The organism is Mechercharimyces mesophilus, from assembly GCF_059818345.1.
On record NZ_JCBAPH010000001.1, the window covers coordinates 1,526,111 to 1,549,106 of the forward strand.

Consider the following 22,996-nt stretch of genomic DNA (forward strand, 5'->3'; position numbering starts at 1 on the left):
CTCATGAAAAGGTAAATGAAGTTCTTAATTGAGACACCATTTTACGCGAAGCAACAGCCCGATGACTCACTTGGTTCTTCACTTCGGTGCCCACTTCAGCCATCGTTTTCAAATGAGAAGGAAGATAGAAGACCGGGTCATAACCAAATCCACCTTCACCCGTTGGTTGCTTCGTAATCGCTCCTTCGCAACTTCCTTCTACAGAAATCGTGGTTAGACCAGGACCAGCGAAAGAGAGGACGCACACAAAACGAGCGGTGCGTTTTTCTGAAGGCACCCCGCGTAAGTCTTGAATAAGCTTCTCTACGTTTTCCTGATCACTCGCATTTTCACCGGCGTAGCGAGCCGAATAAACTCCTGGAGCACCCTCCAAAGCATCCACAACCAATCCCGAATCATCCGCCAGTACCGGCTGTTGCAGGATACCTGCTATCGTTTCCGCTTTTTTCTCCGCATTGGCTTGAAAAGTATCACCATCTTCTACTACTTCCGGTAATCCTACAAACTCTTCCAGCCCCACTACCGAAATTCCTAGCTCACGTTGCATGATCGCATTCAGTTCGCGAACTTTATTGGGATTCCGTGTCGCGAGAATGAGGCGATTCCATTTCCTCGGATGCTGCTTGGTCACCATCTCTGTCGCCTCCAATACGAGCGCCAACCTCTTGTAACGCTTCCCGCTGATAGGAAATTAACTGTGAAATCCCCTTCTCACCTAACTCCAGTAACTGCGTTAACTCTTGTGGAGAAAAAGGCGACTCTTCTCCTGTTCCTTGTAGCTCCACAAACTTCCCCTGTCCAGTCATAATGAGATTCATATCCACTTGCGCACTCGAATCTTCCTTATAACAGAGATCCAAGAGTGGTTTTTGATGTAAGATACCCACACTCGTAGCAGCTAAGTAGTCACGGATCGGTATATTGGATAACACTTTCTTCTGAACCAAACCATGAAGAGCATCGACAACCGCCACAAATGCCCCTGTAATGGAAGCTGTGCGCGTACCGCCATCCGCTTGAATCACATCACAATCCACCCACAACGTACGCTCTCCTAGCTTGTTCAGATCAACAACCGAACGTAAGGAACGTCCAATCAAACGTTGAATTTCCATTGTCCGCCCACTAATTTTTCCTTTACTTGCCTCACGAATGGTTCGTGATTGAGTCGCGCGAGGTAGCATCGCATACTCTGCTGTGATCCAACCTTTCCCACTTCCGCGCAAAAACGGAGGAACACGTTCTTCCACAGAAGCATTACATAAGACATGGGTATCTCCAACTTTTATGTACACGGATCCTTCTGCATGTTTGGTATAATGCCTGATTATCTCTACAGGTCGCAATTCATCCTGCGCTCGTCCATCTACTCGCACATGGCTTCCCTCCAACTTTCTTTCATTTTCTCATCATAACACAGAAGCGAAAAAGAAAAAATTCCTCCTTCCGATTCGGCAGGAGGGGTGTAGCGGGCCTATGGGATTAAAGCGCATGCGGATTAACTTGTTTCGGGCGAGAAACAGGTTTTCCTAACACTTCACTGTCGGCCTTCACTTCCGTTTCACCATTGACGGTGATCTTTACTTTTTGCGCACTCGCATTTTCAGTTAATGAAAGAACAATGGATTGGATGGCTTCCTTCGATGCAGATTCACTGTTAGCATAATCAAGCAACTCTTCGCCGAAGTCTGCTGTGATTAATTCATCCGTCACATCCACTTGATTCACCTTCGTCGAAGTAGATAATGCACTCGTCAATGCAGAGTCATAAGTAGGGCCTTGAATTAATTCTTCTAAGGTTTTGGCTACCGGATTCTCTTCACGATCCACCATACGCGTCACAGGAACATAATAAAGCTGGTTCTCATTCGTTTGACCAAGGAAGTAAAGCGTGACTGGCATGCTTTGTGTCACATCAATTCCTTTATTCACTTCCACGTTGATGCCACTTGAGCGCGCTAGTTTTTGTGCGGGTGATTTTTTCTGTGGCATTTCCGCCAGTGGCTTCCCTTCTACCCAAATATTCACCTCTGTGACTGACTCAAACCCTGTAAGCGTCCAGGTGAGCGCACTCAGGATTTTCTCTTCCATCTCTGGTTGATAGGTTAAGAACTCTTTCGAAAGGTCCACTGTTGCCACATGCTCATCAATGTTTAATCCTTTTACTTGCGTCCCTTTAGGCAAGATCGGACGAAAGCCGGCAGGCACTTCTTTCTCTCCAGGTCCACCTGCCACCATATACTGAAGAGCTTCTTTCGCAATCCCTTCTACTTTGGGAACACCCAGTGCATAAGGAACGACATATCCATACTCATCGAGGAAGTAGAGTTCAATCCCACTCGTCTCTTTCGCTTCCGGATCCGATGACTGTTCCTCAGCATCCTCTTTTTCTTGTGGTTCCGAAACCCCCGGCGGAGGATCGATCGACTTCACTTCTCCATTATCTTTTGCTCCCAATGAACAACCACTAATGATAAGCGCCAGCATCAGAACCATTCCTACGATTCGCATCGCATAAACACGTACACCCATCCTTTTTCCCTCCTTGGACAACTTTTCTCTATATGTATACGAGCCCTCCAAGGAATTATCACTCGCATTTAAAAATAAAAAGCACAGATTTCCCCGAAACTAGCGGGTGAAATCTGTGCTTTTCGTTTTAGCCTGATACTCTGACTAATGCTTTTTCTAAATTGACTTGCTCCACTTCTAATGGGTGATCGAGCCACTCTTCGGCTATTTCGTGAAACACACGAGGATCTCCACTCGTAAAAAACCGATGACGAATAATGTGCAAGCTTCCGGGATCACGATCCAATAGTCCTTTGTGATGAAGGACGGTGCTCAGCTCGCGTGCCGTTTCTTCCGCAGAACTGATTAAGGTAACATCATCTCCCATCACTTCTCCAATATAATCAGATAAGAGAGGGTAATGTGTACATCCCAAGATCAACGAATCAAGTTCATGCTGATGCATAGGGGTCAGAGCAGAGTGTACAATGCGACGAGCTTCTGCTGAATCCTTAAAGCCACCTTCCACTAGAGGCACCAAGGTCGGACACGCGTGAGAATATACCGTTACTCCAGGATGAATCACTTTTAACGCTCGTTCATAAGCCGCGCTTTTGACGGTTCCTTGTGTTCCAATAACCCCGATGCGTCCGGAAGGAGACATTTTAATCGCTGCCCGAGCACCTGGGTCAACCACACCCAAAACAGGAATATCTAATTCTTCCTTAACCAAATCCAACGCGACCGCCGTCGCCGTATTACATGCAATCACCAATGCCTTCAAAGGAAACTGCGATAAAAAATGAACGATTTCCTGCGTAAATTTAACCACTTCACGTGGCTTTCGTGGTCCATAGGGGCAACGGCTGGTATCACCAAAATACAAGATATGCTCCCGTGGCAATTGGCGAATCACTTCTTTGGCTACAGTTAATCCACCGACACCGGAATCTAAAATTCCAATCGCTTGACGACTCTCCCGATTCATTATCACTTCGTACCCAGTCCTTTATTCATTTCTCGTTGTGTCCACGGGACGGATTATCCCTAACTATAAAACTATTTTGTGAAGCACCTGTTATTTTTCTTAAAAATCACTATTAAATAAAAAATATACCTTATAATGATCGCTTTTTCTTGCGGTAAGCTTTGTACTTACCGTCTTTGGCTCAGAGATACGCTCGTTTCAATATCATATGAAGCCAACAATCCTTTGGTATTACCCAAAATGAATTTTGTTGCTATTGTACCAAAGAACGTGTGCTGGGCAAAGAGGCGTTCTTTTTTCGTCATAGTTGTATATTATACCCAGATGAAGGGAGATGTGATATGATCCTTACACAGGAGACTGTTCCCTCTCCACTTCCCTGCTTAACATTACTTCTTCATCTCTACATTAAGGATGGTTAAGCTTTTTTGAATATCTTCAATTTCTGTAGGAGAAAGATGAGAAAGGATTTCAGCTAGATATTTTTGACGAGCCGCCATCACCTCTTTAATGATCTTCGCTCCTTTCTCTAAGAGATGAATGCGGACAACCCTCCGGTCACGCTCGTCTCGCACACGTTCGACCACCTCGTTTTTTTCCATGCGGTCAATCAGGTCTGTCATGGTGCTACAAGCTAAGAACATCTTCTGACTCAGCTCGCCAATGGTCATGTCTCCTTTTTCATCCAACCATAGCAGAGCCGTAAACTGAGGTGGCGTAATAGGAAAGTGATTAAGGATTTCCCTTCCTTTCCTTTTTACTACTACACTAATTTCTCTTAGTAATTGCTCAATATCTGCCACCCACTCATCAGAGGGCTGTTTCCGTTGTTGATCCATATGTAGAATCCCTTCCTTCTCACTTTATTACTCCCTAGTCTCTTCAATTGTGATCATTTTAACGTTATTTCAATTGCGCGACAACCGTTGCTTTCTACCAGTAATACCTCATCCACATCACCACATGTAAAAATTCTACCTTGATTATCATAATGTTACAAGATAATATGGAGATGTTAATTATATTTCGACTTTTATATACGTTTCCTTACTGATATAGAAAGGTGGAGGTCAACTTGTCAACGGCTCGTATATTAAAGTGGGTTACCGGTGGATTAGAAGCCGTACTCGCTATCCCTGTTTTCGGTGGTCTTATTGTTATAGGGTTCGGTTATGCACCCCTAGGTATCATGTTCATTCTTCATCTTGTGACCTTGATCTTAGCCATACAAAAAAATTCAGGAGTACATGGGAGTATACTCGGCTTGGTTACTGCTATATTAGGATGGATACCCATTCTAGGATGGGTCCTTCATTTATCTACCGCGCTGCTCTTACTGATCGATGCAGGAATGTCGAAAGATAAAGACTCTTCCGGAAATATTGAGATTTCTTATCCCAATAATTAAACGGGTGCTTTCTCCATCAGAGATGTTGAGAAGGTTAAGAACAGAAGCATCTGTCGACACCTCTGTTGTTCACTTTTCTTATTCTTGAAAAGTATGAAACCTATCATTAATGAAACACAACAGATTGGAGTCTTCCCATGAATATAGCACCTTACTTGCAACTACACTTTCCAAATGTTCTTCTGGGGCCCGCACTCTTCTATCAATCGGATATTGGCATCCGTTTTGAATTAGGTGATCCGGATGAAGATCGTATTGACCAATACCTAGAAGGTACTTATCAACGGGCAATTGCCTTATTTAAACATCTTCACTCGAACGAAGATGAGCTCGTTCTCCTCGTTCACGCCCATCATGCAGGAGAAGAAAATATATTAAAGCGCAGGCGGTTAAAGATATTCAGTGAAAATATTTATTCGAAAGAGGTTCTTTATCGATTGCGTTACCAGGTCGTTCCCTATGTATTCGCTGATTACTACGACGGAGACGATGTAGTGACCCATCGGTATTTCCTTCCTTGTAAAGTACAAGATATCCGCTACCCTTCGTTGATCCAATCGATCTGTAACAAAGACTTTCCTAGTCTTAAGCCATATACTTTCCAAAGAGTATTTTTTATTAATCGAACACGACATACCATCTTCCACATTTATGACGATCGTGGTTGCGATGTCATTTCCTCTTCCAAAGATTCTTTGCAGTCCCTGTATCAGGACTACAATGACTGGATTTTAGACTATGATCGAGAAAAAATTGATCAGACATTCCACAAATCTTCGGATGATCACGCTTCTATATAATTTTCAACCTTTCTCTATTTCCGGATAGAGAATCAAATTAGACACTACACGACGAAAAAGCATCGCGATGTACGATGCTTTTTACCAATCTTCTAATCTGTCTTCCTGACCAAAAGGTAAATGAAATAGGGTGCTCCAATAAAAGCAATCATAATCCCGGCAGCGATCCCATCTGGCTCTACTAAATTTCTGCCAATCGTATCCGCCAATAAGAGAAGCCATCCCCCCATTAACATAGCGACGGGAAGAAAAAGCTGATGTCGTGGACCTACAAGGGCTTTAGCAATGTGAGGAGCCATGAGCCCGACAAAGGCAATCCCTCCCGTAACCGACACGGCTGATGCCGCTAGTGCCACTGCGATAAACAGCAAAAACAACCTTTCCCTTTCAAGCGAGATACCCAACCCGATGGCAACGGGCTCATTTAAGGACAAGAGATCCAAACGATATGCTTTGTAAACGACTAACGGTAGCAAAATGAGAAGCCAAGGAAGCAGTGCCCATACAAAAGGCCAGTCCGCTCCCCAGATATTCCCCGCCAACCATTTCGCAATAAACTCAACCTTCATGCGCGGAGCAGAGGAAATAAGAATAATCATCGCTCCCGATAAGGCCATGGAAAACCCGATACCCACTAGAACAAGCCGCACGGGCTGAATTCCTTTTCCCTTCTGATACGAAAAAATATAAATCAAAGAGGCTGTAACTAGCGACCCTAAAAACCCAATAACAGGAATGAGGTAAGAAAACCTTCCTCCCTCTAGAGGAAAATAGAGAAAGAATAGCGTAATCGCTACACCAGCACCTGCATTAATTCCGATGATCCCAGGATCAGCAAGATCATTGCGAGTCACCCCTTGGAGAATGGCTCCAGAAACCGCTAGCGCCATTCCCGCTAACAGTGTGATCACTATCCGAGGCAACCTGATTGAATAAAAGACATACTCCTCTTTAAACGTTCCTTGACCAAGTATCGTCGGCAATAGACGATCAAAAGAGAGTGAAGCATATCCAAAACCTAATCCCAATACGATCGTAAGGCATAAGAAGACACCGGTACCTAGAAGTACTTGTCGTTGCTTTCTAATAACATCCGGATGGATCATGTGAACGCATGCCCTCCCTTCCGAACAATGAATAGAAAGAATGGAAGTCCAATGACAGCTACAATTGCCGCCACCGGTATTTCAAAAGGGGCAAACATGGTCCGTCCAGCTGTATCCGCTAACACCATAAAGGTTGCACCGACCACTGCTGACATGGGCAAAATCACACGATAATCGGTCCCAACCACCGCTCGCACAATATGGGGAATCATAAGACCAATGAAGACCATGTTCCCTATTAAGGCGACTGAAGCTCCTGCCAGTAGGATGACAACGAGTAGTAACATCCCTTTAATGAAAGCCACGCGCTGTCCTAATCCGATTGCTACATCTTCATCTAAACTGATGATCGTCAAATGCCTTGATAAGATCAAAGAGAGGAGTATCCCAACCACGATAAACGGGGTGATCATTCTTAATTGTTCCCACGTCACCCCCACCAGTCCTCCTGCTGTCCACATCGACACATCTTTTGATACTTTGAATAGTAGACCTGTCCCATCTGCTACTGCGAATAAAAAAGCCGATATCGCAGCACCTGCCAGAACCAAGCGGAGAGGAGAAAATCCTCCACGACGAAGGGAAGCCACTCCAAAAACCAGTAACGCCCCTACTCCCGCACCAATAAAGCAAGCGATCATAATGAGAGTATAATGAGCGGAAGGAACAAGTGCGATGATCAACGCGAGTGCAGCATTGGCTCCAGCTGTTAGTCCAAGCAATCCAGGGTCAGCCAACGGATTGCGGGTGATTCCTTGCATGACTGCACCAGACACCGCTAAGGCAGCCCCGACAATAAGTGCACCTACTTCTCGAGGCAGGCGCAATTCACGAATAAGTAACACCGAGTCACTGTTTGATGTATGAGCAATCGCATGCCAAACCTCCACGAAAGTAGTCTCTGCCACTCCCACCCTTATTGAGAAGAGAAATGAGACGACGCAAACACAAAGACCGCATAAAAATAGTAGGAGTTGGGATAGTGATTTTCTTGTTTTCTCCATATACTCTCCTCATCTCTTCCATCATCAAAAAAATAAGAGGAGAGAAATGATCCCGCAAGTATCTCTCTCCTCTCCTCCTCTATCTATTCCTTACCTAGAAATGATTCTTCAAAGAAAGCCAATTGGTAGTCCAATGTTATCGGATCGTTAAAGTAGAACTCTTGAGCATTTGCTTCGAATACACGATCATTTTTTACTGCAGGAACATTTTTGTACGTTTCTGTTTCTTGGAAGGTCAGATCGGCACCATCCTGCTTACTAAGGATGATGTAATCTCCCGCATACTCAGGAAGAGCCTCTGGAGAGAGAGCATAATAACCGGGTTCCAGCGCCGCCTCTTTTACGGCCTCCGGCATCTTCAGGTCCATCTGTTGATACAAAATTTCTGTTCCTCTTCCCCAATTATCTCCGAAGACGTATAGCTGCTTCTCAAAGCTTTCAAAAACGGAGACCGTCGCCTCTTCCCCAATCTCAGCTTTAATCTCTTTGCCTAATTCTTGCGAGCGATGCTTAAAATCTTCAACCCATTGGGTGGCTTCTTCTTCTTTGTTTAATAATTTACCAATTTCAATATGTTGCTCCAAAAAGTCCAGCTTGTCGTATGTATAGGTGACAGTAGGAGCAATTTCTTTTAACTTATCAACATTCTTCGCTGTTGACAGTCCAATAATTAAGTCGGGTTCCAGCTCAATAATTTTTTCCAGATTTTCTTCAGAAATCTCTTCTACATTTTCTAAATGATTAGCAAAACGTGGATTCATCTTGCTCCATGAATCGACTCCAACCAGATTAACATCTAGCGCCATGACATTCCCTGCATAACTGCTAACCGTAACCACACGTTGCGGATTAGCTGGTACTTCGATCGGACCATCCTCAGATTGGTAGGTCCTGGTCTTCGTCTCTTGTTTTTCAGCGTTTTTCTCTTCGCTTTCTGGTGTAGAACTACATGCACTAACGAGCAATACGACGAACACGAGAATGGGTAGAAACTTTTTCATTTTTAGCATCATTTTCTGCTCCCTTTAGTAGATTGTATGTAACACACATCGGCTTCTTGGTCCGTGGGTCCAGGCCAATCTCAGCATCAATATGAAACACTTTTTTTAACACATCCGGATTGATTACTTCTTGACTGGTTCCAGATCGAATCACTTGACCGTCCTTCATGGCTATCAAGTAGTCTGCAAAGCGAGCCGCTTGATTTAAATCATGCAGAACCATAACGATGGTGCGTTCTTCTGCTTGATTCAACTTCTGCAACAACTCCAGTACCTCCAATTGATGTGCCATATCAAGGTAGGTCGTTGGTTCATCAAGAAAAATCATTTCTGTTTCTTGCGCCAAAGCCATGGCTATCCATACCTTCTGCCGTTGACCACCTGATAAGGAATCAACCGACTGATACGAGTAAGAGGAAGTCCCTGTCACTTCAAGAGCCCAGTCGATCACTATCCGATCTTTTTTGGATAGATGACCAAATCCCTTTTGATAAGGAAAACGACCATAGGATACGAGTTCACTCACCGTCAGCCCTTTTGCACTCTCCGTCGTCTGTGGAAGGATGGCCATTTTCCTAGCTAGCTTTTTGGTCTTCTCATTTGCAATTTGATTACCATCCAACACAACTGTGCCCTTCTGATGGGCGATAATTCGTGTCAGTGTTTTGAGCAATGTCGATTTCCCGCAACCATTTGGACCGATAATCGTGGTCACTTTTTTATCAGGTATCTCAATCGAAAGATTCTCTAGGACCGCTTTCTCACCATAATAAACACTCAAGTCTTGCGTATATAGGCGTACCATGTTTTCGCCTCCCATGTCATAGGAATCTACATTTAATTGATAATGATTATCAGTATTAATTACTTCAGTAGTATACGACTTCTCCTTTTCTCTTGTCAATCACCTTACAAGTAGTTTTAATCTTGAAAGTCTTCCTCTCTTTCGTTAAACAAAAACCCCTGACCATCTATGCGCAAGTGATGTCGCTTAGATAATCAGGGGGCAACCATTGCTATAAAAATATCTTCTACCATGAATCAACACCCATTCTTCACTACCCTTCCTCTTCTTCCTTTTTTCCTTTCTCGGATACATAGTAACCGTTAATAGATTCTAGGCTTTTGTCTCCCTATCCATTTTGATCTTTTTCTTTGATATCGCTAGATTTCATCTGGGAAGCAACTTTCTCCCAACACTCCTGACAAATACAGGCGCGTCCAACTTGCTCTTTTGGAATCAACCGTAATAGTTCTTCCGACCACTGTAGACCGTAGCACCAACAGGTAGACCTCTCCCCTTTCATCATTCCACAATCATTATCCTGACCACATATGGGACATTTTTTCTGATGCGACATCGTTCTTTTCCTCTCTTTTCTGCGAAAGTTCTCTTCAGAAAAATTTATGTAAATATATAGAAGAACTAATGTTGAAGATAAAGGTGAAAGCTCTCCCTAAGAGTGGTTGGAAGATGGGCGCGCGGTTTCTCCTTGAGAGACTCTGAGCCGTGGATCAGGCAGCAATAGGAGATGCCGCCGCCCATCAACCAGGCATTGAAAGAACCGACACTCTCAGGTAGTCCACTTTCATCCGAGGCGTGTGGAGGTAGACCGTTCACTTCACATGGAGATAAAATATATAATCCTGCATAGTAGAAGTCTGACCCATTTGCCGTAACATGGTTGCGATATTGCCTCGATGATACGACCCGTGTGTAACCATTTGCATGACGATTTCTGAAATATTCGTAACAAGTAAACCAGCATAAGGATTATCGATTTCTATGGGCTTTTTTAGGTCGCTTTGACTGACCAGGAAGGTTTGGATTTCTTCTGCCAGAGCAGAAAACTTTTTAGCCATATCTTCCATGCTTGTTTCTTTCTCCTGCTCACGTTGCTTCTCTGCCCCTTCCAATACCTCCTTCATGCTTATTCCTTGCATAATATTCAACCAAACACGATCCACTGATTGAATATGATCCAAAACTTGAGAGACGGAAGAGTATCCACCAAATTCTAGTTCTCGCTGATAGATCTCTCCGGGAAGTTCATGTAATCGTTCAAAGATCTTTTCGTTGGCCCACACATGATAGTTGTACATATCCAACACAGATTGGCTCATTCTATCCTCTCCCTTTATTGCGGTTTATCGATACTTAGCGCTCACAAGTGTGCATAGCACTTAATACAGTATGACGCAATTCGCTTCCTAATCTAGTCTATCTATTCGTTTCCATCACAGCAAAGTAGTTGTCTTCATTATCTGCAAAATTAAATAGGCTGCCTGAAGGCAGGTGAACAATGTCACCGACTGTAACATTTTTCGCAGATAGATCCTGATACAGCTTCTCGATGTTTTCTGCGAAGAACATGATGGATGGTGTCCCCAAATTCAAATCAGGTTCCAATTGCGAAATCGTTTCTTTATCATGAAGAACGATACTCGTTTGGGCATCCATTGTTGGCGCCAGTTCAATCCACTTCATCCCTTGGCCGTCGCCTTCTTCAGTAATCACTCTAAACCCTACTTTTTCTGTCCAAAATTTCACTGCCTCTTCTTGATCACTTACATACAACATAATCTGGCCAACCTTATGAATCATCTATTTCCCTCCTAAATTTTCGCAAGTATTCATCTCACTACTACGGGTGAAGTTTGTTCATCCGTATTCCTCTTCCTTCAACATCAAGAAACAAAGCTAGTCATTCAATCCCTTGCCATCAAGAATGTGCTGAATGTATTTTTCCACCCTTGATTCTCTCGTCGTTGCTCTCTTAGCACTCGAGAAATAAAGACTGTATGCCCTTTGTCTCCCTGGTGTCAATGCTTCAAAAGCCGTCTTCAACTCTGGACTCTCCATAAATTTGTTCGTCAGTTCTTCAGGAATTACGATTTCTAACCTTTTTTCTACTTTAAAACCTTTTTTTTCAACCTGAATGGCTTCCTCAACATAATCTTTTATCATGCTCTCTTTGTTCACAATCTCTTGCACATTGGTAAAGCGGAGCTGGCGCGCAACTTGGACATTCTTCGTTTGTTGAACGAGAATCCCTTGCGTATCCTGTAGTAAGGCACCTTTGTGAAAAAGGAGCGCACAATATTCTTTAAAACCATGCATCAATACGATATTTTTCTTATCCAGAGTATAGCACGGGTGCATCCACTTAAATTCTTCGTCCAATTCAAAGTTAAGGACGATCTCTCGTAACTTCTCAAATTCTAGCTTCCACTTCTTCTCTTTCCTTAAAAACCCGTCTACTTTCGGATTTCTCCTACTCGCAGCCATACAGAAACACCTCTCTTCAGGCTTTCTACTTCACCCATGCCAAACGACGAGGTATCAGATTTGATTCCACCATATTGGAAAAGCCCACTTATAGTTTTGAAAACTACATCCATTCAAGAAGATACTTTTGTGCGACCCTTAATCACACTTTCTCTCCCTTATTCTTCAGATAGTTATTTCGTTCCTGCCACCACCGATCGTTCTTCCGTGGTAAAAGAGTTGTTCTTCTTCACAATCGCTTTTGTTTATCCCTTCTTCTCCATTTACATACGTTATACTAGAAAAAAAGAACCCCACACGGAGGAGATCCAATGAAACTAGTGAGATTACTAGCGATCACCATGATTCTTCTTAACCGAAAGCGGGTCGGGGCACAGGAACTGGCAAATCGCTTTGAGGTCTCGCTACGGACCATTTACCGTGATATGGAAGCGATCAATGAAGCGGGCATTCCCATCATCTCCTATGCTGGCACCGAGGGCGGGTACGAAATCATGGAAAACTACCGCTTGGAACGACAATACCTCTCCCTAAACGAATTGCAATCCATTCTGGTTGCACTCAGAGGGATTCACGGATCGCTGGAAGATGAGAGTATCGACAGTGTTTTAGAAAAAGTGGGAGCGTTGATGACTCGTTCTGAGCAATCTCCCTCAAACAATGGGCAGGAATTGATCATCGATACCCACCCTTGGGTAGAAGATGAAGAGACAAAAAAACGGCTTACTCAAATTCGCCAGGCTATTCGTGACTCTCATCTGGTCACCTTCACCTACACCAACTCGAAAGGAGAAGAATGGGCTCGTTCATGTGAACCGATGAGTGTGATCCTCAAGGGATATAGATGGTATATGTATGGGTATTGCCACTTCCGAGAAGACTTTCGTCTCTTTCGCTTGTCACGAATGCGAAATTTTTCTGTGAGAAATACGCGATTCGAGCGGCGCGATCACTCCATTGATCGCCTTCTTTATTCTCAGTTTTCCAAGCAGGGCACCCATATGATCTCCCTCATCCTTCGTTTTCAGCCCGCAGCGAGGGGGAAAGTGATGGATCAATATCGGGAAGAGCAGATCCAGTTGGAGCAAGACGGAACCTTGCTTGTCACGGCAAATCAACCCGATGAACCCTGGTTGTACAACCAACTTCTTAGTTATGGAACGGATGTCGTAGTAGAGGAGCCCAAAGAGGTCGCCCAGAGACTACGACACCAGGCGCTCAAAATAGCGGAGATATATGAGGACATGACCTGACATTAACCGTAGAGTCTATGTTCCATTTCTCACCTAATACAATTGAATAGAGGGATCGATCTCCTTCACCATTATCCCCCTCACACAGGCTATCGTACATTCAAACCTAAAAGTGTAACTCATAGATCACACAAACCATAAAATAAAGCAAATTGCCATACTTGTGATTGAGGGGGTTGTTAAGTGAGAAGAACGGATAATTTGTCAGTAGATTTGAATCCATGTTTTCTCGAGCAGGTGAGGAGAAGACAGGTAGAGACATGCAAGGGAAGCAAAGCAAGTTATGTTGCTGAGGGGCAGGGAATTCGTTTTACCTTCCTTCCAGAGGGAGTCCTATTTACGCTCGACTCCTTAAATGAAAGTGTCTCACCCCTCCTGCTCCGTTTGCTAAACACCAGTGAGAAGATGGTCCTAAGCGCTGATGAAGAAGGACAGGAAGGCTGGATTCAAGATCAAAAGAATCCGCATCAGCACCGTTATCATAAAGTAGTCTATCAAGAGGTATGGCCAGGAATCGACCTCGTCTTCTCGGGAAACCAACAACAATTAAAGTATGACCTTATGGTTCATCCTGGGGCTTCAATTAAAAATATTCGCTTTACTTACGAAGGCGGAGAAGGACTGACTATTGGTGAAAATGGAGGTTTACTTCTCCATACATCATCTGGAGTGCTATACGAGAAAAAGCCGATCAGCTTTCAGTGGAAGCAACAGGAGCGAATAGAGATCCCTACTTCCTTTCGCCTTTATCCCGACCACACGATCGGGTTCGAAATAGAGGAAGAGTATGATCCGGAAAAGCTTCTGGTCATCGACCCCATTGTCTTCTTCTCTACTTTTCTCGGGGGATTTAGTAGGGATATTCCATGCGGGATTGCTGTAGATTCTGCTGGAAATTCCTATGTGACTGGACTTACCAGATCAACCAATTTCCCTGTGACGACCGGTGCCTTTCAGACGATTAATTTTAATGAAAGTGTCTTTGTAACCAAATTCAACCCTTCGGGTAGCGCACTAATCTATTCGACATTAATCGTCGGCGACGGTGTCGATTTAGGGAACGCCATAACCTTAGACACGGAGCAAAATGCCTATATTACGGGAACGACCACATCCGATACCTATCCCGTTACTTCCGGAGCCTTTCAACCCGTGATCAGAGGAGATGGCAATGCATTTGTAACCAAATTAAATGCCACAGGAAGCTCCCTTCTCTACTCCACCTACTTAGGTGGTTCAGGAGGGTTAGAAACACAAGGTACGGGTATTGTATTGGATTCGAGTGAAAATGCGTATATATCTGGATTCACCTGTTCCTCTGATTTTCCAGTTACATCAGGAGCTTTTCAGACGCAATATGGTGGCGGGCTTACGGATGGGTTTGTGACCAAACTCAATGCGACCGGAACGGCGCTCATCTACTCATCGTACTTAGGTGGGGTACAGGCAGATTGTGCAAATGGGATTGCCTTGGATGAAAGCAACCAATCTTATGTAACAGGAACAACCTTTTCAACCAATTTCCCTACGACACCCGGCGCGTTTCAAACCATACTCCCCACGAGTCCAGTAATTCTACTCAGTGACGCGTTCATTACCAAATTCAACACCACCGGCACTTCACTTGTTTACTCTACCTTCCTTGGCGGAAATAGCGATGATGCTAGTAATGCCATTGCCCTTGATGGAAATAACAACGCTTATGTAACAGGATTTACAAGATCCTCTGACTTTCCAATTTCCTCCGGAGCCTTTCAAACGATGATAGGTGGTCAAAACCTCTCCGCCTTTATCACCAACCTGAATGCCGAGGGAAGCAGTCTTAACTACTCCACCTTTCTAAGTGGAGCAGGGACGGAGGGTTTCGGAATTGCGGTCGACAAATTTGGTTCCGCCTGGGTGACCGGTTGCACTCCCTCCAGCAATTTTCCGGTTACATCCGATGCTTTCCAAGCCCGATTAGGCAATCCCGCCGGGGGGGGCATCTCAGATGCCTTTATCACACAAGTCAGCTATTCCGGACGTGGTCTCGTATTCTCATCGTATCTAGGAGGGAATAGTTCGGACGACGGAAGAGCAGTCGCCTTGGATTCGCAACAAAATGCTTACATTACAGGGCGTACGTTTTCCGCCAACTTCCCTTTAAGTTTCAACGCCTTTCAAAAACAGTTTGGTCCCATCAACCTTCTTAACGAACAAGTTTATGTCTTTAAACTGGGGTCACTCACGGCTCAAGGACCTACGGGTCCTACCGGTGCGCAAGGTCCCCGTGGACCACGTGGAGCTCGAGGGCCACGTGGAGGAAGTGGCGGGGAAATCGGCGGATAAATCTATATGAATACCCACTTCACCAATAAATTAAATCCGCTTTTAAAGAAAAGAGAAGTAACCATATTGGAATGGAGCAACCACCTTCGACGGTTGCTCCATTCTTTCTTCCCATCTACACCCTGCTATACCACGCTTTTTCTATCCGCTACACTCTCCTCCCCCTACACCACGCGGTCCTCTAGGGTATGAAACATTCTCAATCGGCACATGTTGAGTAAAGAGGTTTTTCATAGCCCCCAAAACACATATTCAAACAATCCAAGTATTACTGACACTATGTTGTCAGTAATACTGCTTTATAGTCATAGAAGAAAGCATCCTTTTTCATCTCACTTACATGGAGGCGGTATGATGTTTACCAGAATCGAAGATTTTGCAAAGGAATGGCAGAAGGAATCGCAGAACACAGAGAAAGTACTCCAGGCACTAACAGACGATTCACTCGCACAAGAAATCACTCCTCAGCATCGAACATTGGGCTTTCTAGCTTGGCATCTTCCAACGACGCTTTATGAGATGCTATCTAAAACCGGACTTACCTTCCCAGCCCCTGGTTCCTATGATGAAGCTCCATCTTCAGCGAAACAAATACAAGAAGCCTATACACGCACATCCAAAGCGATGCTGGAAGCGGTTCAAACACAATGGTCTGACAAGGACTTATTCACTATGGTGAACCTATATGGTGAGGAATGGCCCAATGGTCTTACCCTTCGCATTACCATTCAGCATGAAATTCACCATCGCGGGCAGATGACTGTTCTTATGCGACAAGCGGGGTTACACGTTCCTAGTATCTATGGTCCTACGCGAGAAGATTGGATTAAAGAGGGGATGCAACCGCTAAAGTAATAGGCATGGACTGGAGTGAAATAGTAAAAAGACCGATCAGTGAAGATTCACTGATCGGTCTTTTTTCGCAAACTCCTACTAAAGGATGATTGAACAATACTACTTCTTGCCATCGTTTATGTAATTAATGTAAGATATTATAGTTATGAACGCGTATAGTTAGTATATCTATCAAGAGAAGTAATCATTTTTGATATATTGGTATAAAAACATGTAAAAGCAAATAATTACCCTGTGTTCCCCCGTTCGCTTAAAGTAGAGGAGATAACCAGATGAATAGAATCCAACAGACTATCTCGCAGTATCATCCCCTCGTGTGGGTGCTGTTACTAGGAACGGCATTTGCCCGCGCTGCGGCCTTCATGAGCCTGCCCTTCTTAGCTCTCTATTTACAACAGCAGACAAACCTCTCTCCTCTTTGGATTGGAATCGCCATCGGAGTTGGCCCGCTCACAGGTGCATTTGGGGGCTTTCTAGGAGGACATCTCTCCGACCGATGGGGCAGAAAAAAAGTGATGCTTTCTACTCTTTTGGTGTGGACTGGTGTATTTATCGGATTTGCGCTCGCGCAACACATTTACGTATTTATCCTATTAAATGCACTCAACGGTTTATGCCGTTCTTTCTTTGAACCAACCAGTCAAGCATTGATGGCCGACATCACTCCGAAAGAAAAACGCGTACGCGTATTTGGTTATCGCTACTTCGCTATCAATGTGGGGGCATCCACTGGACCGATTCTTGGGGCTTATCTTGCCCTCACATCTGGAGGGATCGCTTTTCTCCTAACAGGTCTGATCTACCTCATCTACCTCCTTGTCTTGCTCATCATGATGAACCGCTACCAAGTAGATGAGCAAGAAGCACTGCAACCGATCACCTTGCGCTCCTCATTTGCCGTCGTACGGCGCGATCAGGCTCTGTTATACTTCCTGCTAGGAATGATCCTTGTCAACATCGGCTATTCGCAAATCGAGTCCAACTTACCTTTATACCTGAGTGAGTTATTACCCACGGAAAAGTGGCTCTATCCGGTGCTCTTAACAAGTAACGCACTTCTGGTCGTCAGCTTACAACTCCCCGTTACGCGCTGGGCAGAAAAAAGACCTCTTTTACGCAATATGAATATCGGCCTCATTCTCTTTGCAGTCGGTTTTAGCTGTTTTGCCATCGGCGGACATTGGGCATTTTTTTGGCTGGGAATGTTCTGGATTACACTGGGGGAAATTCTACTTTTCCCTACCAGCAGTGCATTCATTGATCAGCTGGCACCTTCCCATTTGCGCGGTGCTTACTTCGGTGCCAGTTCCTTTCGCTCCATCGGTTTTTTCATGGGGCCTACCCTAGGTGGATCACTGCTCCACTTTCTCGGCGGGAGCTTTCTCTTTTGGTGCATTGGTCTGATCTCCTTATCGGGGATTCTCTTCTTTCTATTAGGCCACCAGGCACAGCGCAAGTCTGCAACCGAAGAAACCCTTCACGCTAGTTAGCACTCTGCTTCGAATACCCCGTAAAAAAGCAATACCCGGTCTAATAGGTTAGGAATACCTGTCTATTAGACCGGGCGAAACACTTTGCATCTATCATTTATTTCATCGTAAATTATTTCACCGGCATCTGCCGCCATCGCCTATTCCTCGCCCATTTCGTATAACTAAATGTAAAGAGAGCAACCGCCATCCAGATCAGACTAAAGGTGACCACCTGGATCGATGTGAAAGGCTCATGGTAGACGAACACACCTAGCACAAAGGCGAGTGATGGAGCAATATATTGCAGAAATCCTATCATATACATCGGAATACGCTGTGCACCTTTGGCAAACAACAGCAAAGGCACCGCTGTGACCACACCCGCTCCAATCAATAGGACGGTGGTCATCCCATTTCCATCTATAAACTGGATACGATCAACAAAGGCAAGATAGAAGAGATAAGCAATGGCTAACGGTAAGAGGAATAAAGTCTCAAGCATAAGCCCATGAAGGGGCCTCACTTGGAGCAATTTTTTCGCTAGCCCATATAAAGCAAATGATAAAGCCAGTAGCAGGGCTATCCACGGTACTTCTCCATGTTGAAAGGTGGAATAGAGAACAGCCACCCCTGCAATCACGGTAGCCACAGTTTGTAATATCGTCATTCTCTCCTTAAAGAAGAGAAAGCCAAGAAGGACGCTCATCAGTGGATTCATATAATACCCTAAACTCGTCTCCAAGATGGCTTCATGGGTTACTGCCCAAATAAAAACAAACCAGTTCACACCAATAAATACAGAGGCAAGGAAGAGATAAAACAGGGTTCGTGGCTCTTTCATCACCTGCTTCACTACTTGATAAAGTTGCGTCTTCCCACTCGTCACTCCAATTAAGATCAGCACAAATACAAATGACCACACAAAACGATGAGCAAGAATCTCCATCGAGGAGACATGGTCGATCCACTTCCAATAGGCAGGCAAGAGCCCCCAAAGTGTATATGCTAACGCTGTATATAGCGTCCCCTGTTTATCCAATGGCACCGCCCTCAACCCTTTCTTCTTCGATCTACTAAAACTACCATATAACAAACACATCGACAATCATGGATCTTGCTTTCCTATTCCTTCAGGGCATGTGCCCAGAAAATATTTCTACTCTTCTCTCTATCGAGGTATAATCGCTCTATATATGTAATTCAAAACATAGAAGGAGAGAATAATGACCCTACATGGAAACCATATTAGCATCCAACTGCTAACAGAAGCCGATGCTGTGGACTTACTGCAATTAGAGCAACATAACCGCACCTTTTTTCAAACCTATGCCCCCCTACGGACAACGGAGTTCTTTACACTTCTCGGTCAACAGCAAAGAATCTCACAAAATCAAAAAGATCACTACTATTTATTGGGTATCTACATGAGAAACACCCCTACTTTAATCGGAACGGTAACTCTATCCGAAGTCGTAAGGGGCCCTCTGCAAAGTTGCTGGATTGGGTATTTTCTGGACAAGTCTCATAATGGAAAAGGATACATGACCGAAGCCGTCCGGTTAGCCGTCTCCTATGCTTTTCATAATCTGGAGTTGCATCGCGTTGAAGCAGGAGTTATGCCTCGTAATCCGGCTTCTATACGCCTGTTAGAAAAAGCTGGTTTTCATAAGGAAGGAATCGCAAAAGAAAATGTGAAGATCAATGGGAAGTGGGAAGACCACCAAATTCTCGCGATCCTGAATAAAGAAACGCCTTGAGTACCAATAATCGCTCATCGGATAGCCCTCCCTAGCAAACTGGCGTAGCCGATTCTTTCGTCTACTCAAAATAAGAAGCTCTAACTCCCTCTTAGCTCACCGCCACCTTGGGGACCTCTAGCTCCACGAGGTCCACGAGGACCTCTGGCTCCCGTTGCACCGGTTGGGCCAGTCGCACCTCTTTGTCCAACTTGACCCACTTTACTCGTGAAAACATCACATCCACCCGCAAGAGCTCGTTGAAAAGCGCCAGGGGTTGTTGGAAAATCAATGGATTCCGTTTCCCCCGCAACATAAGCACTACCCATTTGATCTACCGCTACACCACAACCACTATCTCGATCTGAGCCTCCTAGGTAGGAAGAAAAGAGGAGATTGGCACCCGTTAAACTTAATTGCGAAAGAAAGGCATCACTTGATCCTCCATTAAATCGAGGGGAAAACGCATTAGGGGTTACAGGAAATTGCAAGGAGCTTGTTTCGCCTGTCACCCACGCATTCCCAAATGGATCAACCGCAATTCCGAAACTCAGCCCACTTCCCAGAAAGGTGGAGTAGACGAGTGCAGTTCCTGTTTCATTCATCTTGGTAACAAACGGAGCCCCTCCCGGTGCTTGCGTCTGAAAGGCTCCAGCAGTCACAGGAAAATTCGTTGATTCGGTATTCCCTACAATATAGGCGTCATCATCTTGATCAAGCGTAACCCCCCTTGCCACATCACCACCACGACCGCCGAGATAGGTTGAAAAAATAAGGGTAGAGCCTTCCGCATTAAATTTCGACAAAAACGCATCTGAAAGCCCGGCTAGCTGCGTTTGAAAGGCTCCACTGGTGACAGGAAAGTTGAAGGAAAAGGTCGACCCGGTTACAAAAGCACAGCCATCAGAGTCCACCGCTATCCCAAATCCTCCATCCTCCAGATCGCCTCCTAGGAAAGTCGAATAGGCGAATGACGACCCATCTGGACTCACCTTTGTTACAAAGGCAGAAGGCTCTCCCATGAGGGTGCGTTGAAAAGCATTTGATGTTACTGGAAATCCTCTTGAACACGTACTCCCTGTAACATAAGCACTCCCCTCGCTGTCAATGGCTAAGGCATTTCCTTCATCATTTTGTCTTCCACCAAGCAAAGTAGAGTAAATTAATGAAGAGCCTGACGCATCGATTTTGGTTATAAAAATATCACTTTCCGTTCCTGAGAACACCGTCTGCGCAGCTCCCGACGTGACAGGAAAGTCCTGAGATATGGTTGTCCCTGATACATACGCATTGCCTTCTTGATCAACATCCACTCCACAGCCAAAGTCCCCCATGCTTCCTCCCAAGTAAGTGGAGTAAATCAGCGAAGTCCCCGTTGCATTAAACCGCGTCACAAAGACATTATTAATCCCTCTCTTCATACTTTGAAAAACGCCCGATGTAACAGGAAAATTATCCGAAAAGGTAATTCCTGTCACGTAGGCCTCGTTCGCAGTACTGACGGCGACAGCTTGACCCATATCATCTCCTCTCCCCCCTAAATAAGTGGAGAAAAGAAGAAGTGGATCGATCGTTAAGGGAAGCGAAGGGTCATGCGACGCTTCTAAGGAGAAACCAATCGTCTGATCCTCATACAAGATGAATCGTGTAGGAATCTCCACCTGCTCATCTTTCAAGACCTGCATGCTCATAGGCTTCTTTTCACTCAAAAAACCATTTGAGGTGTAAACGTGCAGATCGCCTTCTTCACCTAATCTAATACCCTTTGCCCCTTCATAGCATAATCGGATGTCCTCTACTTGCGCTCCAGGTCTGAGGAGCATATCGTATTTGAAATATCCCTCTGATGACGAAAATAAAACATCAATTCCCGGCCACACCTCTGTGTAAACCACAGATTGGTAAGCTTGAGAATACGAAGCCAAACCTGCTATACTCCCCACCCATTCGGGATTGATCTCGGTATTTCCGTTTTTAAAACAAAGCATCAGTGACTCCGTCTGACTCCATTTATAGCAAACACCTTGGGGATGAAATCTCAACTGTATTTCTTTTCCTTCTAAGCGAATATTGAATCCTTCCCCCTCTTTTTTTGCTATAGGAAGCGGAGTAGAACGCCCTCTTCCACTTACCCTTCTCCTGTCCATGCTCATTCCCAACACACCCTCCATCCACCTTAGATATTCCATTCTATGAGAAATCACTCTCAATCGATAAGGAAAACAACCTTTTGACATCAAAAATCCTCTGCTGTCCTATTCATATATTTAATAGATTGGTCTTTTTTTGAATGATACCCAAGATTTTTTTAAGAGCTTGCATGCTAGTCTATAGAATTGCACAACGTCCACATCAACCTAACAGAATCGCAATTTTCACTCTAAATCAAATGTGATATACTCATAGAGACAGACAATTCAAGCGAAAAGGTGGGTTCACCATGTCTTTTTCTTTGATTCCCTATCTCACGATGGACGGCAATGCAAAAGAAGCGATTTCGTTTTATGAAAAGACCTTCGATGCCGATACTGTCTCTTCCATCACATTTGGAGAAATGCCAGAGGACCCCAACTGTCCGACTTCAGAGGAAACCAAAGATCTTATCGCACATGCTATGATCTCTATCGGTGATGCCACTCTCATGTTTTCCGATACCTTCCCTGGTCAGCCCCTTCAATCAGGGAACCAAGTATCCATCTGTATTTCAACCGATGATTTAGAGAGATCTAAGCGTATTTTCGCCACCTTGCAAGAAGAAGGTAGTGTAGAAATGCCTCTACAGGAAACTAGCTTTAGCCCAGCTTATGGCCTCGTCAAGGACAAGTTTGGCGTCACTTTTCAAATCTATACCGAAGGTGAACAGGAGAAGTAATTCTTCGACCACCTCAACTATCCGCGGCATATAGAAAAGAGAGCCACAAGAACATACCTTGTAAAATCAGTTTCGATGACATCACGTGGTTCTCATACTTCTTCACCTCAAAGATTCTTTCATCCCTCACCCTTATTCTTCATTCACTCTCTACTAACAACCAATCCCCTCCCCAGCCGGCCAATCTCGAGATCTTAGTACGAGTGATTTTCATCAAATATGACTGGCTCTCTTTCTTTCCACCATTACCCTAGAACAATATGCAACATTTATATATAGAATATAGAAAATAGTATTAAATATGAAAGGAGGAATCTACACTGTTCAATCAACCTCCCTGTTCAAGAATGAATAGAAGGGATTTTGGTCGCAT

At 44.5% G+C, this 22,996-nt stretch carries 23 protein-coding genes; 8 read left to right on the top strand and 15 right to left on the bottom strand.

Annotated elements, in window-relative coordinates:
* Position 1: 1 nt before the first annotated feature.
* The 5 genes from AC6RGY_RS07445 to AC6RGY_RS07465 form a co-directional block, all read right to left on the bottom strand.
* Complete coding sequence (locus tag AC6RGY_RS07445; RefSeq protein WP_499861290.1) at positions 2-634, bottom strand: XTP/dITP diphosphatase; 633 nt, start codon at positions 632-634, stop codon at positions 2-4.
* A complete protein-coding gene (gene rph, locus AC6RGY_RS07450; RefSeq protein ID WP_499861292.1) occupies positions 570-1,376 on the bottom strand; it encodes a ribonuclease PH in 807 nt (268 codons plus the stop codon). The genes AC6RGY_RS07445 and rph overlap by 65 nt, the downstream gene beginning before the upstream one ends.
* Before the next feature lie 106 nt (positions 1,377-1,482).
* Complete coding sequence (locus AC6RGY_RS07455) at positions 1,483-2,532, bottom strand: GerMN domain-containing protein (protein ID WP_499861294.1); 1,050 nt, start codon at positions 2,530-2,532, stop codon at positions 1,483-1,485.
* A 127-nt stretch (positions 2,533-2,659) separates the two neighbouring features.
* Positions 2,660-3,499 (bottom strand): glutamate racemase, encoded by an 840-nt coding sequence (gene racE, locus AC6RGY_RS07460; RefSeq protein WP_499861483.1) that lies wholly within the window; start codon positions 3,497-3,499, stop codon positions 2,660-2,662.
* 389 nt (positions 3,500-3,888) lie between these two features.
* On the bottom strand, positions 3,889-4,338 hold the full coding sequence (locus tag AC6RGY_RS07465; protein WP_499861296.1) for a MarR family winged helix-turn-helix transcriptional regulator: 450 nt from the start codon (positions 4,336-4,338) through the stop codon (positions 3,889-3,891).
* 236 nt (positions 4,339-4,574) lie between these two features.
* Between AC6RGY_RS07465 and AC6RGY_RS07470 the strand changes: the two genes are divergently transcribed.
* Positions 4,575-4,907 (top strand): hypothetical protein, encoded by a 333-nt coding sequence (locus AC6RGY_RS07470; RefSeq protein WP_499861299.1) that lies wholly within the window; start codon positions 4,575-4,577, stop codon positions 4,905-4,907.
* 137 nt (positions 4,908-5,044) lie between these two features.
* Entirely contained in the window at positions 5,045-5,707 is a 663-nt protein-coding gene (locus AC6RGY_RS07475) for a DUF3885 domain-containing protein (RefSeq protein ID WP_499861301.1), read from the top strand.
* 92 nt (positions 5,708-5,799) lie between these two features.
* Here the strand turns inward: AC6RGY_RS07475 and AC6RGY_RS07480 are convergent, their stop codons facing one another.
* The 8 genes from AC6RGY_RS07480 to AC6RGY_RS07515 all read right to left on the bottom strand — a co-directional run bounded on the left by AC6RGY_RS07480 (position 5,800) and on the right by AC6RGY_RS07515 (position 12,107).
* Positions 5,800-6,813, bottom strand: a complete 1,014-nt coding sequence (locus tag AC6RGY_RS07480; RefSeq protein WP_499861304.1) for a FecCD family ABC transporter permease — start codon at positions 6,811-6,813, stop codon at positions 5,800-5,802.
* The gene (locus AC6RGY_RS07485) at positions 6,810-7,817 is read right to left on the bottom strand and encodes a FecCD family ABC transporter permease (RefSeq protein WP_499861307.1); all 1,008 of its coding nucleotides are present in this window, start codon (positions 7,815-7,817) and stop codon (positions 6,810-6,812) included. Before AC6RGY_RS07485 ends, AC6RGY_RS07480 begins: the two co-directional genes overlap by 4 nt.
* 83 nt (positions 7,818-7,900) lie before the next feature.
* Entirely contained in the window at positions 7,901-8,818 is a 918-nt protein-coding gene (locus AC6RGY_RS07490) for an iron-hydroxamate ABC transporter substrate-binding protein (RefSeq protein WP_499861484.1), read from the bottom strand.
* Complete coding sequence (locus tag AC6RGY_RS07495) at positions 8,772-9,623, bottom strand: ABC transporter ATP-binding protein (protein ID WP_499861309.1); 852 nt, start codon at positions 9,621-9,623, stop codon at positions 8,772-8,774. Before AC6RGY_RS07495 ends, AC6RGY_RS07490 begins: the two co-directional genes overlap by 47 nt.
* A 328-nt stretch (positions 9,624-9,951) precedes the next feature.
* The gene (locus tag AC6RGY_RS07500; RefSeq protein ID WP_499861312.1) at positions 9,952-10,179 is read right to left on the bottom strand and encodes a cysteine-rich CWC family protein; all 228 of its coding nucleotides are present in this window, start codon (positions 10,177-10,179) and stop codon (positions 9,952-9,954) included.
* A 256-nt stretch (positions 10,180-10,435) separates the two neighbouring features.
* Positions 10,436-10,942, bottom strand: a complete 507-nt coding sequence (locus tag AC6RGY_RS07505) for a DinB family protein (protein ID WP_499861317.1) — start codon at positions 10,940-10,942, stop codon at positions 10,436-10,438.
* Positions 10,943-11,039: 97 nt separating this feature from the next.
* Positions 11,040-11,423, bottom strand: coding sequence for a VOC family protein (locus AC6RGY_RS07510; protein WP_499861320.1), 384 nt, complete (start codon positions 11,421-11,423; stop codon positions 11,040-11,042).
* Positions 11,424-11,519: 96 nt separating this feature from the next.
* The gene (locus AC6RGY_RS07515) at positions 11,520-12,107 is read right to left on the bottom strand and encodes a YdeI/OmpD-associated family protein (protein ID WP_499861322.1); all 588 of its coding nucleotides are present in this window, start codon (positions 12,105-12,107) and stop codon (positions 11,520-11,522) included.
* Positions 12,108-12,418: 311 nt separating this feature from the next.
* Here AC6RGY_RS07515 and AC6RGY_RS07520 point away from each other — a divergent pair, with 311 nt between their 5' ends.
* The 4 genes from AC6RGY_RS07520 to AC6RGY_RS07535 all read left to right on the top strand — a co-directional run bounded on the left by AC6RGY_RS07520 (position 12,419) and on the right by AC6RGY_RS07535 (position 18,033).
* Positions 12,419-13,360 carry a helix-turn-helix transcriptional regulator gene (locus tag AC6RGY_RS07520; RefSeq protein ID WP_499861324.1) on the top strand — a complete coding sequence of 314 codons (942 nt, stop codon included), beginning with the start codon at positions 12,419-12,421 and terminating at the stop codon, positions 13,358-13,360.
* 183 nt (positions 13,361-13,543) lie between these two features.
* Entirely contained in the window at positions 13,544-15,688 is a 2,145-nt protein-coding gene (locus tag AC6RGY_RS07525) for a DUF7948 domain-containing protein (RefSeq protein ID WP_499861327.1), read from the top strand.
* Between the two features lie 354 nt (positions 15,689-16,042).
* Positions 16,043-16,543, top strand: a complete 501-nt coding sequence (locus AC6RGY_RS07530) for a DinB family protein (RefSeq protein WP_499861330.1) — start codon at positions 16,043-16,045, stop codon at positions 16,541-16,543.
* Between the two features lie 272 nt (positions 16,544-16,815).
* Positions 16,816-18,033, top strand: a complete 1,218-nt coding sequence (locus AC6RGY_RS07535; protein WP_499861331.1) for an MDR family MFS transporter — start codon at positions 16,816-16,818, stop codon at positions 18,031-18,033.
* A gap of 112 nt (positions 18,034-18,145) precedes the next feature.
* On the opposite strand, the gene rarD is transcribed toward AC6RGY_RS07535, so the two are convergent.
* The gene (gene rarD, locus AC6RGY_RS07540) at positions 18,146-19,060 is read right to left on the bottom strand and encodes an EamA family transporter RarD (RefSeq protein WP_499861332.1); all 915 of its coding nucleotides are present in this window, start codon (positions 19,058-19,060) and stop codon (positions 18,146-18,148) included.
* A gap of 178 nt (positions 19,061-19,238) precedes the next feature.
* On the opposite strand from rarD, the gene AC6RGY_RS07545 reads away from it, so the two are divergent.
* Positions 19,239-19,772, top strand: coding sequence for a GNAT family N-acetyltransferase (locus AC6RGY_RS07545; RefSeq protein WP_499861334.1), 534 nt, complete (start codon positions 19,239-19,241; stop codon positions 19,770-19,772).
* An 80-nt stretch (positions 19,773-19,852) separates the two neighbouring features.
* Here the strand turns inward: AC6RGY_RS07545 and AC6RGY_RS07550 are convergent, their stop codons facing one another.
* On the bottom strand, positions 19,853-21,904 hold the full coding sequence (locus AC6RGY_RS07550; protein ID WP_499861485.1) for an SBBP repeat-containing protein: 2,052 nt from the start codon (positions 21,902-21,904) through the stop codon (positions 19,853-19,855).
* A gap of 287 nt (positions 21,905-22,191) precedes the next feature.
* On the opposite strand from AC6RGY_RS07550, the gene AC6RGY_RS07555 reads away from it, so the two are divergent.
* Positions 22,192-22,623: a VOC family protein gene (locus AC6RGY_RS07555; protein ID WP_499861336.1), complete on the top strand. Its 432-nt coding sequence runs from the start codon at positions 22,192-22,194 to the stop codon at positions 22,621-22,623.
* The last annotated feature ends 373 nt before the right edge of the window (positions 22,624-22,996 follow it).